The sequence below is a fragment of the Herminiimonas sp. genome (assembly GCF_030655415.1).
Window position 1 is genome coordinate 251,727 of record NZ_JAURVN010000002.1, and the last position, 16,626, is coordinate 268,352.

At 50.8% G+C, this 16,626-nt stretch carries 17 protein-coding genes; 14 read left to right on the plus strand and 3 right to left on the minus strand.

Going from position 1 to position 16,626, the window contains the following annotated elements:
* Positions 1 to 211 precede the first annotated feature (211 nt).
* The 4 genes from Q7T66_RS01270 (at position 212) to Q7T66_RS01285 (ending at position 2,824) form a co-directional block, all read left to right on the plus strand.
* Positions 212 to 1,249 (plus strand): HTH domain-containing protein, encoded by a 1,038-nt coding sequence (locus tag Q7T66_RS01270; protein ID WP_304931703.1) that lies wholly within the window; start codon positions 212 to 214, stop codon positions 1,247 to 1,249.
* Positions 1,239 to 2,015 carry an IS21-like element helper ATPase IstB gene (istB, locus tag Q7T66_RS01275; RefSeq protein WP_304931436.1) on the plus strand — a complete coding sequence of 259 codons (777 nt, stop codon included), beginning with the start codon at positions 1,239 to 1,241 and terminating at the stop codon, positions 2,013 to 2,015. Before Q7T66_RS01270 ends, istB begins: the two co-directional genes overlap by 11 nt.
* A 257-nt stretch (positions 2,016 to 2,272) precedes the next feature.
* Positions 2,273 to 2,536 carry a hypothetical protein gene (locus Q7T66_RS01280; protein ID WP_304931437.1) on the plus strand — a complete coding sequence of 88 codons (264 nt, stop codon included), beginning with the start codon at positions 2,273 to 2,275 and terminating at the stop codon, positions 2,534 to 2,536.
* Positions 2,537 to 2,587: 51 nt separating this feature from the next.
* The gene (locus Q7T66_RS01285) at positions 2,588 to 2,824 is read left to right on the plus strand and encodes a hypothetical protein (RefSeq protein WP_304931438.1); all 237 of its coding nucleotides are present in this window, start codon (positions 2,588 to 2,590) and stop codon (positions 2,822 to 2,824) included.
* Between the two features lie 244 nt (positions 2,825 to 3,068).
* On the opposite strand, the gene Q7T66_RS01290 is transcribed toward Q7T66_RS01285, so the two are convergent.
* On the minus strand, positions 3,069 to 3,371 hold the full coding sequence (locus tag Q7T66_RS01290) for a hypothetical protein (protein WP_304931439.1): 303 nt from the start codon (positions 3,369 to 3,371) through the stop codon (positions 3,069 to 3,071).
* Positions 3,372 to 3,678: 307 nt separating this feature from the next.
* Positions 3,679 to 3,981 carry a hypothetical protein gene (locus tag Q7T66_RS01295; RefSeq protein ID WP_304931440.1) on the minus strand — a complete coding sequence of 101 codons (303 nt, stop codon included), beginning with the start codon at positions 3,979 to 3,981 and terminating at the stop codon, positions 3,679 to 3,681.
* Positions 3,982 to 4,621: 640 nt separating this feature from the next.
* Between Q7T66_RS01295 and Q7T66_RS01300 the strand changes: the two genes are divergently transcribed.
* The 9 genes from Q7T66_RS01300 (at position 4,622) to Q7T66_RS01340 (ending at position 14,357) form a co-directional block, all read left to right on the plus strand.
* Positions 4,622 to 5,278, plus strand: coding sequence for a ribonuclease HI family protein (locus Q7T66_RS01300; protein WP_304931441.1), 657 nt, complete (start codon positions 4,622 to 4,624; stop codon positions 5,276 to 5,278).
* Positions 5,279 to 5,431: 153 nt separating this feature from the next.
* Positions 5,432 to 6,145: a response regulator transcription factor gene (locus tag Q7T66_RS01305; protein ID WP_304931442.1), complete on the plus strand. Its 714-nt coding sequence runs from the start codon at positions 5,432 to 5,434 to the stop codon at positions 6,143 to 6,145.
* A 7-nt stretch (positions 6,146 to 6,152) separates the two neighbouring features.
* Positions 6,153 to 7,709, plus strand: a complete 1,557-nt coding sequence (locus Q7T66_RS01310) for a sensor histidine kinase (RefSeq protein WP_304931443.1) — start codon at positions 6,153 to 6,155, stop codon at positions 7,707 to 7,709.
* A 1-nt stretch (position 7,710) separates the two neighbouring features.
* Entirely contained in the window at positions 7,711 to 8,007 is a 297-nt protein-coding gene (locus tag Q7T66_RS01315; RefSeq protein WP_304931444.1) for a DUF4212 domain-containing protein, read from the plus strand.
* A complete protein-coding gene (locus Q7T66_RS01320; protein ID WP_370691587.1) occupies positions 8,000 to 10,036 on the plus strand; it encodes a sodium:solute symporter family protein in 2,037 nt (678 codons plus the stop codon). The genes Q7T66_RS01315 and Q7T66_RS01320 overlap by 8 nt, the downstream gene beginning before the upstream one ends.
* 93 nt (positions 10,037 to 10,129) lie before the next feature.
* A complete protein-coding gene (locus tag Q7T66_RS01325; RefSeq protein WP_304931445.1) occupies positions 10,130 to 11,545 on the plus strand; it encodes a circularly permuted type 2 ATP-grasp protein in 1,416 nt (471 codons plus the stop codon).
* A 1-nt stretch (position 11,546) separates the two neighbouring features.
* The gene (locus Q7T66_RS01330; RefSeq protein ID WP_304931446.1) at positions 11,547 to 12,509 is read left to right on the plus strand and encodes an alpha-E domain-containing protein; all 963 of its coding nucleotides are present in this window, start codon (positions 11,547 to 11,549) and stop codon (positions 12,507 to 12,509) included.
* Positions 12,510 to 13,313: a transglutaminase family protein gene (locus Q7T66_RS01335; protein ID WP_304931447.1), complete on the plus strand. Its 804-nt coding sequence runs from the start codon at positions 12,510 to 12,512 to the stop codon at positions 13,311 to 13,313.
* Between the two features lie 165 nt (positions 13,314 to 13,478).
* Positions 13,479 to 14,357, plus strand: coding sequence for a proteasome-type protease (locus tag Q7T66_RS01340; RefSeq protein ID WP_304931449.1), 879 nt, complete (start codon positions 13,479 to 13,481; stop codon positions 14,355 to 14,357).
* Between the two features lie 145 nt (positions 14,358 to 14,502).
* On the opposite strand, the gene purM is transcribed toward Q7T66_RS01340, so the two are convergent.
* Positions 14,503 to 15,546, minus strand: coding sequence for a phosphoribosylformylglycinamidine cyclo-ligase (purM, locus tag Q7T66_RS01345; RefSeq protein WP_304931450.1), 1,044 nt, complete (start codon positions 15,544 to 15,546; stop codon positions 14,503 to 14,505).
* 361 nt (positions 15,547 to 15,907) lie between these two features.
* On the opposite strand from purM, the gene hda reads away from it, so the two are divergent.
* Positions 15,908 to 16,579 (plus strand): DnaA regulatory inactivator Hda, encoded by a 672-nt coding sequence (hda, locus tag Q7T66_RS01350; protein WP_304931451.1) that lies wholly within the window; start codon positions 15,908 to 15,910, stop codon positions 16,577 to 16,579.
* Positions 16,580 to 16,626 lie beyond the last annotated feature (47 nt).

Genomic DNA, 16,626 nt, shown 5'->3' on the forward strand with positions numbered 1-16,626 from the left:
TCACCGCCAAGCTTCTTACGTTTTGGCAGTTCATTAATTACCTTAGCAAATACGAGATTAGACAGTCTGCTATCGGCCAATAGCGGACATTGCGAGCCCCCATATAATCGGATTCACAAAAAAGTATGTAGCTGTTGATTTGCATCCAAAACTGACCCACGTTTGAACACAATCCTACTTACAAAGTGAGTGGGAGATTGGAGTGATCGACGTGGCATTACTTGGATTTATTCGACGCTGGCACCTTCGTGACCACGTGTCCTTGAGAGAGATATCCAAACGACTGGGTATCTCTCGAAATACCGTCAGGCGCTATCTACGCGCTGAAACTGTCGAGCCAGCCTATGCTGATCGACGTTCCCCGACTTCTCTCGACAAATACGCGTTCAAGCTTTCAGCATGGTTAAAAACTGAGGCGACGAAGTCACGCAAGCAACGACGTACTTTGAAACAGATGCACATCGACTTGTGTTCGTTGGGATATGAAGGGTCCTATGACCGGGTCGCAGCCTTCGCCAGGCAGTGGAAGGTGGATCAGTTAGAGAGGGTCAATTCTGCGAGCAAATCAACACAAATCCGGCATCCGGAAGCAGAAATGACGGTCTGCGAAGCTTGGGAGATAGAACGGCCACATCTATTACCGGTCGGCCAGGGATTCGATGGCTTCGTCGAGCATACCAAACGCGTATCGCCTACATGCTTAGTTACCTTTGAGAGAAATCGCTACAGCGTGCCAGCATCGTTTGCCAACCGGCCCATCAGCTTACGCGTCTACGCGTCAAGATTGGCCTTTGTAGCGGAAGGCCGGCTCATCGCAGAACATGCCCGGGTATTCAACCGCGACAATGGAGCTGGCAAAACTATCTTCAATTGGCGGCACTACTTAGCGGTTCTACAAAGGAAGCCGGGCGCCTTACGCAATGGTGCTCCATTCGCAGAACTACCGGTTGCATTTAAAGAACTCCAAGCCATCCTTATGAAACGGCAAGGTGGCGATCGAGAGATGGTTGAAGTTTTAGCATTGGTTCTATTCCACGACGAACAAACTGTTCTCTCTGCAGTGGAGTCGGCTTTGAAATCAGGTGCGCCCTCTAAGCAAACAATCCTGAACATCCTTAGCCGCCTTCTGGATGGCACGCCAGCGCCAAAAATCGATGCCCCACAGGCACTAAGTCTCAAAGTAGAGCCGCAAGCTGATATCGGTCGTTACGACCGCCTGCGGAAACAAGGAGGTAACTATGCAGCATGAAGCCATGTTGGAAATGTTCAGATCCTTGAAATTAAGAGGGATGGCACACGCTTTGGAAGATCTGGCAGGACAGGACTCACCAGCATTTCAAGCTGCAATGCCCGTTCTATCTGGATTGCTCAAGGCCGAAATGGCAGAGCGCGAAGTCCGGTCTCTCGCTTACCAAATGAAAACAGCTAAGTTTCCTGCTTATCGGGACCTAAACGGCTTCGATTTCAATTGCAGTGAAGTGAACGAAGCTTTGGTCAAGCAATTGCATCGGTGCGAATTCTTGCAGTCTGCTCACAATATTGTTCTTGTCGGTGGACCAGGGACTGGGAAAACTCATCTAGCGACGGCAATTGGAACCCACGCAATTGAGCATCATCATTGCCGCGTACGTTATTTTTCGACGGTGGAACTGGTGAACATGCTGGAACTGGAAAAGCAACAAGGACGAGCTGGCCAGCTCGCGATGCGCCTCCTCTATACCGATTTGGTGATCTTGGACGAACTCGGCTACCTACCTTTTAGCCAGGTTGGAGGTTCACTTTTGTTTCACTTGATTAGTAAGTTATATGAACGTACGAGCCTGATCATCACTACTAATCTTGGATTTTCGGAATGGGGTTCAGTGTTTGGCGATCCGAAAATGACGACCGCTATGCTTGATCGCCTTACTCATCACTGTCATATTATTGAAACGGGGAACGATAGTTACCGCTTTAAGAACAGTTCAACACAAGTCGACCAAAAGGAGAAAAAGACCCGATTAGCATCTACCTAACCTCAAAATTGCATTAATTGGGTGGGTCAGAATTCGATGCAAAAACCGGGTCAGTATTCGACGCAATTCAACACAAACAAGACTTCGCCGATAAACTACCGAAATGCATTCAAATTAAGCAAGCAAAGCCAAGTAATCAGGGGATTACAATCGTCGCAAGCGATAAGTACGGACGAAAAACCCGGTCTGATATGACTCCAAGATAGATACACAAACAGACTACAATACGCCGCTCCATAACTAGCTAAATCCTAATAATGACACTCGCAAATCAACTGAATATCGCAGGCGTAGTCGGCACAACAGTAGGCTCGTTTTTGGTTTGGTATTTCATTGCAAAAGCGGCATATGACAATCACAAAGAATTTATAAGCGGCAAAGAAAAAGACATTTCATTCACGATACCGACTCCAACAGAAGATCTACGCTTAAAACTCCGGAACGAGATGTATCTTTCTCGGCTGGGAATAGCGCTGATTGTAATAGGTGGCGTTTTACAAATAGCAGCCGCAAGTATCTAACAATTATCGACTATACCGTCGACCCTTCAATACTTTTGCAATGTGTGAAAAATGAAAACTTTTCTTGGCAGCCTTATTGTCTTACTTACAGTCATTGGCTGCGTCTTGGTTTACAAATCTATGGGGTCTTTTAACGCATGCCAGAACGCAGGAGCGGCTTACGCTGATGCAATAGCCAAAAGTGGTGGTAATCCACCTAAAGGCTCATACGAAAAAATGAATCAGGAATGCCTACCTGCCAAAACTAATGGAAAGATTATTGAAGGCATACTGGCTCCCGCCAGGTAACGCGAAGCAAGCGTCCGCTCTAAAATTAGCGACCACGCCGACGATCTGCTTCCAGATCCGCGATGCGCTTGCCCTGCTCTACTGCTCTTTCATCACGCCATGCAAATCCCGGCGCGCATCGGAACTAATGTAACGGTCAGTTTCGATGCGCTCCATCGACTTTTTTAGCGCGTGGAGTCCTACCTTCTTCAACAACCCATAAAAAAAGCCACTCAATTTTGAGTGGCTTTTTTTATAACGTTGGTTAAAGAATCTTCCAGATGAGAAAACCAAGTAACCCGATAACAGCTACATACAATAGTGACCTTAAGCAGAACGCTATTGCATTGCGAAAGGTGCTGAAAATACTTCCCAGAACAAGAGCACCGACAATAACTGAAATAAATATGCCCCATTTCGCAAACGCCAATGGCTTGATTAGTTCATGTACTACACAACCGCCTATGAGCGCGCCCACAATAAAAACCTTACCTGCCCACATCGTATCGTCATGTTCTGATTTTTCATCATCTGACAGATAGGTATTGCCTACTCGGTGCCGCGCCATATCCCCACTCCGCATAAACAGAAAGGGGTCTATTGTGAAGTATGCATTTCCACAAAGGAACTATTTTCAACTAGCCAAACTAAATAATAACAACGGCAGCCACAAATTTTAATCAGGTACCGGGTTACAGCGTCCCAGCGGCCGTAAGCATATGGCGGGTAGCCAATCCGGCTGCTGTGTCCGGTCAAAAGCTGGACCGTGCGTCGTTAAGAACAAGGGCAGTATGTCTACGCATACAAAAAAACCCCGCGACCGTGAGGAGGCGAGGCTTTAAATAAAACTTGATTACTAATTAAGTCAAATACTGTTACGGAGCCAAACTCAAACTTGTTGCAAGATAAAGCGATGCTGCTACTGATGATGCTGCTTTGATCAACGACGGTTTTGTAGGGTTTGTTTTCACGTTTGCTCCTTGGTTAGCATTAAATTTAGCGTCTAAGACGAAAGTATTTTTGCTTTGCTGCACAGGGGCTTCCGCGGTCTTGCCTACTACAGTCTTGCAAGTAAGGTCATGTTTGGACGATGCTGTCACGGGCACCGTAACAATACTTTCCAAATCTTCATACGAAGAACTGGCTCTCCAACGAGAGCTAAAAGCCAGTTGCATCATTATACACTTTTTTGGTAATAATTACTCTATCGAAAGACAATATATTTACCATCCACTGCTGCGCTTTAAGCTTTCAATCGAACGATTTAGGTAACAGTCTGCAGGTCGACTTCGCACCTGCTCGCTGTTCACCGTAACCTAAGCGCAGATCCCACCCGCACAGCTGCAGCGCTGATGCCAATTTCAAGTCTGGCAAGCGGTAAGATTTTTGGCATCAGCGTGTAGCGTCTGAAATGGGATAAAGGCAATTAATCCGCTATCGGCCAATAGCGGACTTCCGTTTCCGAACCAAAGCAGAAATTCGAGCATCCGATTGTCGTTTCCGTAACTTTCTGATCGGTTAAGAATTCGGGATCACATGTCCTTTATTAGCTGAGCGCTTTTATTGGAATTGCAATGGATTTCGACGAGTCTCGACGAATTCAGCTTTAAATGAACAAAACCCTTATGAATTCAGGTTTAGCTGAACTATTTGTTCCAACTTAGCTTGGCAGATGATTTGTATGTCTTTGATTTGGTTGAAGTTCGAATTCACACTTACCTGAACATCGACAATTGTGTGCACACTAACCTAGCCCAACAATCCACGTAAAATCCAGCTAATATGCGGGCCAGCCATCTCTTAACGCCACTTTCCTCTATGCCGACGTACGCCGATTTAATTGAAGTCGCTTATAACAAAGAGCGTGTGCATGGCCGCAGACTGGCAAAGCAATTAGCCATTTTAGAAGAAAGCGCTTTACAGCAAGTCATGGAAAGCGTGGCTGGCGATCAGCCTCTCAACGATTTGGTAGGCAAACGTCGGCAAGCAGCAAACGATGCAAGGGCAAAAATAACCGCCGCGAAACAAGCCAAAGCTGATGCCCGCGCAAAGAAAATTGCGAGATCCATGCCGGATCCAAACGCATGGCTAGCATGGTTTGACGGCGCGACGCATCCCAATCCCGGCAAAATGGGCATAGGTGGCTTGCTTAAAAACCCTGATGGCGACGTAGTGAGCAGCATTAGCTACACGGCGGGTCAAGGCGACAGCAGCGAAGCAGAATACTTGGCCTTGCTCGCAGTCCTGCAAGCGGCTCTCGATGCCGGCGCGACAAAACTGATTGTTTATGGCGACAGCCGCGTGGTGCTTGACGACGTACAAACCAAAACAGCCGGCGCGCCTATACTATGTAACCATCGAACTCGGGCCAAAGAATTAATCGCGCAAATGAAGGACGTCACCTTCGTCTGGATTCCGCGCAAAAAAAATGAGATGGCAGATGCGCTGTCGCAGCAAGCAGTCAAATTACCTTAGGCTTATTTGCCGCTATGATTGCGGACATAAAAGCATGCGCTGTCTGAATAACAACTGAGGGCAGCTAGCAGTAGCGCAAAGCATGAACACTTGTCTTGCCGCTACTGACGAAACCCAATAGACTACAAACCAACTTTCTCACTCCCTCCCCCTATGCGAATTTTGCTTGCCGAAGACGACAGTGTGCTGGCCGATGGCTTGACGCGATCCTTGCGCCAATCCGGCTATGTCACCGATTGCGTCAAGAATGGTTTGGAAGCGGATTCCGCCTTGTCTACTCAAGACTTTGATTTGCTGATACTCGATCTGGGCCTGCCTAAAATGTCCGGCCTCGAAGTATTGCAACGCTTGCGTGCACGTAATTCACGTTTGCCAGTATTGATTTTGACAGCCGGCGATTCGATAGAGCAACGCGTCAAGGGATTGGATCTGGGCGCCGATGATTTCATGGCAAAGCCATTTGCATTATCCGAGCTCGAAGCACGTGTACGCGCTCTAACACGACGCGGTGCCGGTGGTGGGCCAACCGTAATCAAACATGGTCCGCTGTCCTACGATCAAGTTGGTCGTATCGCCTACATCAATGAACAGATGCTTGATTTATCAGCACGCGAACTCGGCTTACTGGAAGTACTTCTGCAACGCAGCGGTCGTCTGGTATCCAAAGAACAGTTGGTCGATCATCTGTGCGAATGGAGCGAAGAAGTCAGCAATAACGCGATTGAAGTCTATGTCCATCGCTTGCGCAAAAAGATAGAAATCGGCGGCCTGCGCATCGCCACCGTCCGTGGCCTCGGCTACTGCCTCGAAAAGTTTGCCGAACCTGCCAATACCGTAGCACCAAACACAACCACACCATCACGCTAACGCCGCGATGCCTGACACACACCGACAGCACCCGCCCACCGTCGATGTGATCACGTTGGATGCAATTGATGCAGAGGCGGCAGCAACTGCGCATGCCGAAGAACGCACCCATCGTTCCTTGTTCGGCGAAATTCTCGACTGGATGCTGGTACCGCTATTATTACTATGGCCACTCAGCATCGCCATCACTTACCTGGTCGCCAAGTCGATCGCAAATGAACCATTCGATCGCGCGCTGGAAGATAAAGTCACCGTTGTCGCACAACAGGTCAAGGAAGTAAACGGCCGAGTCATCACGCGCCTGACCGGTCCGGCCACAGATATTCTGCATGCCGATGACGTCGACAATATCTATTATCAAATCCTCGATTCGCGCGGCATCATGGTCGAAGGCGATCCTGAAATGCCCTTGCCGAATGAAGAGTCAGATCCACCACAACCGTGGGCGACTAAATTCCGTTACGACTTTGTCCGCAATACCGAAGTACGTATCGCCTATATGTATGTCGATTTGCACAAAACGCAGGTCGAGCCGCAACTGAGCATAGAACCGCGTCTGGCCTTAGTGCAAGTTGGCGAAACGCTGGAGAAGCGTTCGCAGCTCGTCAATCAAATCATCAAGGGCGTGATCGTGCCGGAATTCATCATCCTGCCGGTAGCGCTGATCCTGGTTTGGTTTGCATTGACACGCGGTTTGCGTCCACTAGCCGAATTGCAGCAACGCATACGTGAACGCAGGCCAGATGATTTAAGTCCTATCGATTCTGGTTATGTGCCGGAAGAAATCCTGCCACTGGTTGGTTCGCTGAATGACATGCTGGAACGCCTATCGCAAAGTATCAAGATACAAAAACGCTTTATCGCTGACGCCGCACATCAAATGAAAACACCGCTGGCCGGCATGCGCATGCAATCCGAGCTCGCTTTGCGCCAAACCGATCAGGCAGAAATTCACAAGTCGCTGGAACAACTGGCCAAGAGCTCCAGTTCAGCGACACGCATGGTCAATCAATTGCTCGCACTAGCCCGCGCAGAAAATCAAACGCCAGCGACCAAACCCATGCAATTGCTGGAATTATCTGAGCTGGCGCGCGACACCTTGCAGAACTGGGTACAGACCTCGTTCAATAAAAAAATTGATCTCGGTTTTGAACAGCCCGACTATACGGTGTTGGTTAAAGGCGATGCCACCATGTTGCAAGAGTTATTGAACAATCTGATCGACAACGCGCTGAATTACACACCGGCAGGCGGCCAGGCAACGGTACGCGTACGCGCTGATGAAACAAACAAACTCGCGTTTCTCGAAGTTGAAGACAACGGTCCCGGCATCGCTGCGCATGAGCGCGAACATATCTTCGAACGCTTTTATCGCATCCTCGGCAGCAATGTCGAAGGTAGCGGTTTGGGTTTGGCAATCGTGCGCGAAATTGTGCAGCAACATGAAGCCGAGATCGAAATACTGAACAACCCGCATTGCAGTGGGCAGAAATCACCAGGATGTTTAGTGCGTGTCACCTTGCATCTGGAACCGAACACCGTCCCGCTTGACTACATCATTTGATATGTCAAAAAAAATAAAACAATCTGACGCCGCCAAAACATATTGGCAACGCACTCGCCGCATGACTTTGTGGTTGCTGCTGATATGGTTTGTGGTTACTTTCGCAGCGATATTTTTTGCGCGACCTTTGTCGAACTATACCTTCCTCGGATGGCCGATTTCATTCTTCATGGCGGCTCAAGGTAGCACCTTGATCTATGTCGCCATCATCGCGTTTTACGCGGTGCGCATGCATCAACTCGATCAGCGTTATCACGCATCACTACGCCAGCAAAACAAAAATAACGATCATGAATAATAAATCCTTCTTCCGCAGGTTGATGCGTTACTACGCGTTATTCACGATCGGTTTTGTGCTGTTCCTGTTTGCTTTAGCGATCCTCGAACACGAAGGTTTTCCGCGCATCTGGATCGGCTATGTTTTCATGTTTTCGACTATCGTTTTGTACGCGATCATCGGCGTCATCAGTCGTACCTCGAACATGGTGGAGTACTACGTCGCGGGTCGCCGCGTGCCGGCATTTTTCAACGGCATGGCAACTGCTGCCGACTGGATTTCTGCTGCAAGTTTTATCAGCCTGGCTGGTGGTTTGTATTTATGGGGCTTCGATGGACTGGCCTACATCATGGGCTGGACCGGCGGCTTCGTCTTGCTCGCATTGTTGATCGCGCCTTACTTGCGCAAGTTTGGCCAGTACACCATTCCTGATTACCTCAGCGCGCGTTACACCGGCAAGTACAGCGACAACGTGGTGCGCATCATCGCAGTCGGTGCCACCATCATCGTGTCTTTCACGTATGTCGTTGCACAGATTTATGGCGTTGGCCTGATCACGTCGCGCTTTACCGGCGTCGATTTTTCAGTGGGTATTTTTCTCGGACTGGCCAGCATCTTGGTGTGTTCCTTCCTGGGCGGCATGCGCGCCGTGACATGGACCCAAGTTGCGCAATACATCATCTTGATCATTGCCTACATGATCCCGGTCGTGTGGCTGTCGATTAAACATACGAACATCCCGGTGCCGCCCATCGCTTACGGTTCAGCCATCGCCAAGCTGAGCGACCGTGAAAAAATTCTGATCGATGATCCGAAAGAAAAAGAAGTCCGTGCCATCTTCAATCTGTACGCAGATGATCTGGATGACAAGCTGCATATGCTGCCGGAATCATGGGAAAACGGCAGAGCTGAAATTCAACACAATCTGGAAGCGCTCAAGCTAGGTAATGCGCCACTGCTGGAAATCAAGAAAACCGGACGCGAACTCGCAACCTATCCGAAAGATGCCGAAGAAGCCGAGCGCAAATGGATAGAAGACAGAGCCGCCAATCGTGAGCGCGCAAAACCGCCAACGCCGCACACTGAACCTTTCCCCGGCGAGGATGAAGCAGCGTCGGATATCAAACGCAATAACTTCATGGCCTTGGTATTTTGTCTGATGCTTGGCACCGCCGCCTTGCCGCACGTACTGGTGCGCTATTACACAACGCCGTCCGTCAAGGAAGCGCGCAACTCTGTGTTCTGGACCATCTTTTTTATCATGGCCCTGTACATCACGATTCCCGCATTGGCGGTGCTGGTCAAGTACGACATTTACACTTCTCTGGTCGGCAGCGATTTTACAAAGTTGCCGGAATGGGTTTCCTACTGGGCCAACATCGACAAGATACATCCGCTGGTATCCATCGACGACGTGAATCGAGATGGCATTGTGCAATTGGCAGAGATCATGATCGATGTCGATATGGTCGTACTGGCCACGCCTGAAATCGCCGGCCTGCCCTACGTTATCTCCGGTCTGATCGCAGCAGGTGGTTTGGCGGCGGCGCTATCGACCGCCGATGGTTTGCTGCTGACTATTTCAAACGCCTTGTCGCACGATGTTTATTTCAAAACGGTTGATCCAACCGCGACCACGCAAAAGCGAGTGACCGTTTCAAAATTATTATTGTTGATGGTGGCGCTGATTGCTGCCTACATCGCCTCGCTCAAACCCGGCGATATTCTGTCGCTGGTTGGCGCTGCTTTTTCGCTGGCCGGCTCCGCTTTATTCCCCGCTCTAGCGCTGGGCGCAATCTGGAAGCGGGCTAATCAAGAAGGCGCAATCGCGGGCATGCTGATCGGCTTTGGCGTGTGTGCGTTCTACATGCTACATACGCATCCTGCACTCGGCGGCACACCCGCCTCGCAATGGTTCCACATCGCGCCGATTTCTGGCGGTGTGTTTGGCGTGCCGGCAGGCATGCTGGCAATCGTGATCGTCAGCCTGTTAACTCCGCCGCCCGACCATAGAACCGAAATGCTGATCAAGGATTTACGCTTACCTTGATCACTTAGGACTAGCGGGCTGGCATATTTCTTGATAGGGTTAAGGCAGCATCTCCCCTGACAAAGATTACAGACCGCAAGGACAGGCCAGACGATGCCCAATTTTTTCGACGAAATGTACACCGATGGCGCGAAAAACGTGCGCGACCATTACCAGGAATTCGAAGCCTGGCTAGCCACTCAATCAGCGGCCACGGTTGCTCGCAAGCGCGCTGAAGCGGATCTGATTTTCCGTCGTGTCGGCATTACCTTTGCCGTCTACGGCAACGAAGCCGGCACTGAGCGCGTGATTCCATTCGACATCATTCCCCGCATGATTACTGCGAAGGAATGGGCGCACATGGAAGCTGGATTGGTTCAACGTGTACGCACGCTGAACATGTTCATCCACGACATTTATCACGATCAGAACATCGTCAAAGCCGGCATCATTCCGCCGGAACAGATATTCCGTAACGCGCAATATCGTCCTGAAATGCAGGGAATTTCCGTAGCCTCGGATATTTACGCCCACATCGCCGGCGTCGATATCGTGCGCGCCGGACAAGGCGAGTTTTACGTACTCGAGGATAATTTACGTGTACCGTCTGGCGTTTCTTACATGCTTGAAGACCGTAAAATGATGATGCGGCTCTTCCCGGAGCTGTTTGCACGTCATCAAATTGCGCCTGTCGAACATTATCCGGACATGTTGCTCGACAATTTGCGCTCGGTCGCGCCTATCGGCGTCAACGATCCGACCGTAGTCGTGATGAGCCCGGGCATGTACAACTCGGCTTACTTTGAACATGCTTTCCTGGCCCAGCAAATGGGTGTGGAATTGGTCGAAGGCCAGGATCTGTTCGTCAACGATAATGCCGTCTACATGCGCACCACGCGCGGCCCGAAACGCGTGGATGTGATTTATCGCCGCATCGATGATGACTATATGGATCCGCTGGCTTTCCGTGCCGACTCGACTTTGGGCGTACCGGGCTTGCTGTCTGTATATCGCGCTGGCCGCGTCACGCTGGCCAATGCGATCGGCACCGGCGTCGCCGATGACAAATCGATTTATCCATTTGTCCCCGACATGATTCGCTTCTACCTGTCGGAAGAACCTATTCTGAATAACGTCCCGACTTTCCAGTGCCGCAAAAAAGATGAATTGTCTTATGTGCTCGCCAATCTGGAGCAACTGGTCGTCAAGGAAGTCCACGGTGCCGGCGGTTACGGCATGCTGGTCGGCCCGGCATCGAGCAAGGCCGAGATCGAGGACTTCCGCCAGCGCATCATCGCGCGTCCGGATGGCTACATTGCACAACCGACGCTCGCTTTGTCGGCCTGCCCTACTTTTGTCGAATCAGGTATCGCTCCACGCCACATTGATTTGCGACCTTTTGTGTTGTCTGGCAAAACCATCTCGATGGTGCCGGGCGGCCTGACGCGCGTCGCGCTCAAAGAAGGCTCGCTGGTGGTGAATTCGTCGCAAGGCGGCGGCACCAAAGACACCTGGATATTGGAGAACTAAGATGCTCAGCCGCACAGCCGATCACCTGTTCTGGATGGCGCGTTACACGGAACGCGCCGAAAATACCGCACGCATGCTGGACGTCAATGTTCAAACGGCGCTGCTACCGCAATCTGCTCGCGCTGCCGAGCAAAGCTGGCGCGCCACGCTCGGCATATCCGAGCTGCAAGAAGCGTTTGATGAAAAGTACGCCAAGCTGACGCCTAAAGACGTGCTGCATTTCATGGTGAGCGATACCTCGCATCCAGCGTCGATCTCATCCTATCTGCGCGCCGCACGTGAAAATGCGCGTGCAGTACGGGGCACCTTGACCACAGAAGTTTGGGAAACCCACAACACCACGTGGCTGGAATTGCCGAATCAACTACGCGAAAGCGAATTCCAGCAAGATCCTAGTCAGTTTTTTGAATGGGTCAAACATCGCTCGCATCTGTCACGTGGCGTCACCTTCGGCACCATGTTGTCAGACGAAGCCTTGTACTTTATCCGGCTCGGCACCTTCCTCGAACGCGCTGATAATACGGCGCGGATTTTGGATGTGAAGTTTCACGGTGCCAGTGCCGCTACACAATCGGGTGAAAAACTCGGCAATGAAAATCAACGCGATTTTTATTACTGGGCGGCGATCTTGCGCTCGGTTTCCGCGTTTGAAATCTATCGTAAGGTTTATCGCGATGCGATCACGCCAGCGCGCGTGGCCGATTTGCTGATGTTAAATATCGACATGCCGCGCTCGCTATTGGCCAGCCTGACGGAAGTTTTGCGCAATTTGCGCTATGTCAGCAATGATGTCTCCAGCGATACCCTGCGCTTCGCCGGGAAGCTGCATGCCGACCTGAAATTTGCTCGTATCGAGGATATTCTGGAAGAAGGCTTGCACGATTACCTGACCGAATTTCTTGAAAACATATTTGAACTGGGAAATCGCGTCAGTGGCGATTTCCTGGTGCCAGTGGGGGCTTAGATGCGACTCGCCATTCGTCACGAAACGCTTTACCGCTATACGTCGCCTTTGGCCTATACGATCCAGCAACTGCGCCTGACACCACGTATCGAATCCCATCAGCAAATGGTGACATGGAATATCGAGACCTCTGGCCAGCGCAATGCATTCGCCGATGCGTACGGCAATCTGTGTCATATGCTGACCATCACCGGCACGCATGATGAAGTACGCATCGTGGTCAGTGGTGAAATCGAAGTCATGCCGCTTTTTCTAGGACGATTGCTCGAAAACGGCACTCTCTCGCCGCTCGTCTATACCGTCACCACGCGGCTGACTGAACCCAGCGACACGATACGCGCCTTCGCAGCGCAAAATCTGCGCGGCAATGGCAGTAAGGACTTGCTGCACCTTGCCAAATCCATTTGCGGTGCAGTCGAGTACCAAAGTGGTGCGACAGGCGTAACAACTACCGCTAATGACGCACTATTATTGGGACAAGGCGTTTGCCAGGACCATGCGCATTTATTCATCGCTTGCTGCCACACCCGCAATATCCCGGCGCGGTATGTATCGGGCTATATCAATTCCGGTAGCACCGGCCATGCAGAAAGCCACGCGTGGGTCGATGTCTGGGTCGATGAAGATGATTTCAAGGGTTGGGTCAGCATCGATGTAACGCATGCCGGTTTTGCCAGCGATGCGCACTGTCGACTAGCAGTAGCGCGCGATTACGATTCTGCCGCGCCTGTCAGCGGCGTACGACGCGGCGGTGGTGAAGAATCGCTGGATGTACGCGTCAACGTAACCTTATTGCCACAATAGAAAAAGTCCTGTGAAAAGCACAGGACTTTTCAGCATTTTTTATCAAGATTCGAGCATCGAAAAACATATTTTGTGTAAACGACCACACTGTTGTTTTGTTCCCCTAGATCAACAGGGGCGTGGTGATTGCTGTAAAATCCGCGTTTTGCTTTCTATCTCTCTGTCATGACTTATTGTGTTGCGATGCGTCTGGATGCAGGATTGGTTTTCCTCTCCGATTCGCGAACGAATGCCGGTGTCGATCATATCGGCACCTTTAGAAAAATGACGGTTTTCGAGACGGCAGGCGACCGCATGATGGTCTTGATGACCGCCGGCAATTTGTCGATTTCTCAATCTGTACGTCAAATCGTTGCCGAACACGTCACCGCTGGCGGTAAAAGCATCTGGAATGCGACGACGATGTACGAAGCCGCGCAAGTCGTCGGCGAAGTCATCCGTATCGTGCGCGAACGCGATGCCGATTCGCTGCAACAATTTGGCATCGACTTCAATGTAAGCATGATTTTTGGCGGCCAGATCAAGGGCGAACGTTGCCGTTTGTTTCAGATGTACTCAGCCGGCAATTTCATTGAGTCGCACGACGAGAACACCTATTTCCAGATCGGCGAAGCCAAATACGGCAAACCGATTATTGATCGCGTCGTCACTCCACTTACAGGTTTGGATGAAGCAGCCAAGTGCGCATTGATTTCGATGGATTCGACCTTGCGCTCGAACATCTCGGTCGGCCTGCCACTCGATCTGCTGATCTACGAAAACGATACGCTCGCCGTCACGCGCTTTGTCACGATCGATGAAGGCAATCAGTACTTCCAGATGATCCGCACGACATGGGCCAAGCAATTGAAAGCCGTGTTTGAAAGCATCACTGATCCAGTCTGGAATGCCGCTCCTGACGCGCCTAGCAATGTGCTCTCCAGCGTTTCCAGCAAGAGTCAACCGGTGCGTATCGCGCCACCGCCACTGTTCGGCATCGATGCCGCGCCACCTGGCCCTTTGCAAACGCTGGCGCAGGATGATGCGAACAGCAAGCAGCATTGAGCTGTACTTAGAGACTAAAGCTGGCTTCGTATTCAACTGATTAGAAGCCCGATAAAAACACGACGTACAAACAAAAAGGGCGGTAGATGCAAATGCATCTACCGCCCTTTTTAATGTCGCAAGCTTTGCAGCTTACCTTTGTAACTTATTGCACGATTGTTTGCGCCTGACCTTCTTCGCGTGCGCGGATTTCACCAATGCGCATCACTGTTTCGCCAGCTGCTTTCAATTGCGCGATGGCAGCATCAGCATTTTCTTTTGCAACGATGACGGTCATGCCGATGCCGCAGTTGAAGACGCGATGCATTTCCGCATCAGCCACACCGCCATGTTCTTGCAACCATTTAAACAATGGTGGCATGTCCCATGCGCTGCTTTCCAAAACGGCTGTCAGATGTGGTTGCAGTACGCGCGGAATATTTTCCACCAAACCGCCGCCGGTGATGTGCACCATGCCTTTGACTTCCATCGCGTCCATCAATGCCAGCAAAGGCTTGACGTAAATGCGGGTAGGTTCCATCAACACGTCAGCCAGTTTTCGACCGTGGAAATCAGCATTCAAGTCAGGCTTGGCAACCGAGATGATCTTGCGTACCAATGAATAACCGTTCGAGTGCGCGCCTGACGAGGCCAGACCCAGCACGACGTCGCCAGCAGTAATTTTGGTGCCGTCGATGATTTTTGATTTTTCTACTGCGCCGACTGCAAAACCTGCCAGATCGTATTCACCTGCTGGATACATGCTTGGCATTTCAGCAGTTTCGCCGCCGATCAATGCGCAACCGGCACGCTCGCAACCTTGAGCCACGCCTTTGATGACGTCGGTGGCAATCGCCACATCCAGCTTGCCGCAAGCGAAGTAATCGAGGAAGAACAATGGCTCTGCGCCCTGTACCAAAATATCGTTGACGCTCATCGCGACCAGATCGATGCCGACCGTGTCGTGACGATTCAATTCAAATGCCAGCTTCAACTTGGTGCCAACGCCGTCAGTACCGGAAACCAGAACCGGTTCCTTGTACTTCTTGCTGATTTCAAACATGGCGCCGAAACCGCCGAGGCCGCCCATGACGCCTTCGCGCATCGTACGTTTGGCAAAAGGCTTGATCGCTTCGACCAGAGCATCGCCTGCATCGATATCAACGCCGGCGTCGCGGTAGGAAAGGGAAATATTGGAAGTGGAACTCATGATGTGATAGTCAGCAGAGGCAGTAAAATGGCGGTTGTGGCCGGATGGCTAGCTTGTTGATCCGATATCAGTAAGCGGCGGGATCAGAACAACAATGAAAAAAGTCATCGCAGTAGAATCCACACTTTCGAAACTGAATAAAAAACAGGATCATCAGGCTCTATAATTCGAAAAAGCGTTTGAGCAAGCGTTCGGGCAAAACGGTATTTTATCAAATCGCCCCCACTCCTCCCGCATTTGATGAGACTTTCTTTGCCAAACCGGCAAAATAAGCGGGGATGGACAGGCGAATTGCGGCCGAATTGCAGAAACCAGCAAAACAAACTGTATTTTTTAACAAGAACAATATGATGAATCACGTATGAGGCAGTTGTTACTCGATTTACCTGCCGAAAAACCGCAAACCCTCGCGTCGTTTGTTATTGGCGCCAATGCAGAGCTGTTCGAGCTGCTGCAGCGCCTGGAACAAAGAAATCCAGCCGGGCTGGATGAACGCTTCGTATATCTGTGGGGCGATGCTGGTGCAGGCAAAACTCACCTGCTGCGCGCACTCGCCGCATCCGACAACACGCTGTACATCGCTGGCGACGCTAGAGCCGATGCTTTTGTTTATCCGCCTTCCACCACGCTGTACCTAATCGACGATGTTCATAAGCTGACACCAGACGCGCAAATCGCTGCCTTCGCGCTCTTCAATCAAGTCCGTGAACTTGGGGGTTGCCTGCTGGCAGTCGGCAACGTTGCGCCAGCGACTTTGGCAGTTCGGGAAGATTTACGTACCCGCTTCGGCTGGGGCTTGATCTATCAAGTGCACGGTTTGAGCGACGAAGAAAAAATTGACGCCTTGACGCATGCAGCCACTGCGCGCGGTCTGACGCTGTCGCCCGGCGTGTTACCCTACTTGCTCAATCATTTTGCCCGCGATATGCGCTCTTTATCGGCGATGCTGGATGCGCTGGATGAGTATTCACTGGAAACTAAACGCCCGATAACTTTGCCTTTGTTGCGCGAACTGCTGCAGCGAAATGACTAAATAAATTAAAGAACGCAGAATACAGAACCCAAACTAACCGGCGAATG

What these genes read in the sequence shown, in the direction of transcription:
- istB (WP_304931436.1), top strand. Translation starts at nt 1,239, where the DNA reads ATGCAGCATGAAGCCATGTTGGAAATGTTCAGATCCTTGAAATTAAGA.
- Q7T66_RS01280 (WP_304931437.1), top strand. Translation starts at nt 2,273, where the DNA reads ATGACACTCGCAAATCAACTGAATATCGCAGGCGTAGTCGGCACAACA.
- Q7T66_RS01285 (WP_304931438.1), top strand. Translation starts at nt 2,588, where the DNA reads ATGAAAACTTTTCTTGGCAGCCTTATTGTCTTACTTACAGTCATTGGC.
- Q7T66_RS01290 (WP_304931439.1), bottom strand. Translation starts at nt 3,371, where the DNA reads ATGGCGCGGCACCGAGTAGGCAATACCTATCTGTCAGATGATGAAAAA.
- Q7T66_RS01295 (WP_304931440.1), bottom strand. Translation starts at nt 3,981, where the DNA reads ATGATGCAACTGGCTTTTAGCTCTCGTTGGAGAGCCAGTTCTTCGTAT.
- Q7T66_RS01300 (WP_304931441.1), top strand. Translation starts at nt 4,622, where the DNA reads ATGCCGACGTACGCCGATTTAATTGAAGTCGCTTATAACAAAGAGCGT.
- Q7T66_RS01305 (WP_304931442.1), top strand. Translation starts at nt 5,432, where the DNA reads ATGCGAATTTTGCTTGCCGAAGACGACAGTGTGCTGGCCGATGGCTTG.
- Q7T66_RS01310 (WP_304931443.1), top strand. Translation starts at nt 6,153, where the DNA reads ATGCCTGACACACACCGACAGCACCCGCCCACCGTCGATGTGATCACG.
- Q7T66_RS01315 (WP_304931444.1), top strand. Translation starts at nt 7,711, where the DNA reads ATGTCAAAAAAAATAAAACAATCTGACGCCGCCAAAACATATTGGCAA.
- Q7T66_RS01320 (WP_370691587.1), top strand. Translation starts at nt 8,000, where the DNA reads ATGAATAATAAATCCTTCTTCCGCAGGTTGATGCGTTACTACGCGTTA.
- Q7T66_RS01325 (WP_304931445.1), top strand. Translation starts at nt 10,130, where the DNA reads ATGCCCAATTTTTTCGACGAAATGTACACCGATGGCGCGAAAAACGTG.
- Q7T66_RS01330 (WP_304931446.1), top strand. Translation starts at nt 11,547, where the DNA reads ATGCTCAGCCGCACAGCCGATCACCTGTTCTGGATGGCGCGTTACACG.
- Q7T66_RS01335 (WP_304931447.1), top strand. Translation starts at nt 12,510, where the DNA reads ATGCGACTCGCCATTCGTCACGAAACGCTTTACCGCTATACGTCGCCT.
- Q7T66_RS01340 (WP_304931449.1), top strand. Translation starts at nt 13,479, where the DNA reads ATGACTTATTGTGTTGCGATGCGTCTGGATGCAGGATTGGTTTTCCTC.
- purM (WP_304931450.1), bottom strand. Translation starts at nt 15,546, where the DNA reads ATGAGTTCCACTTCCAATATTTCCCTTTCCTACCGCGACGCCGGCGTT.
- hda (WP_304931451.1), top strand. Translation starts at nt 15,908, where the DNA reads ATGAGGCAGTTGTTACTCGATTTACCTGCCGAAAAACCGCAAACCCTC.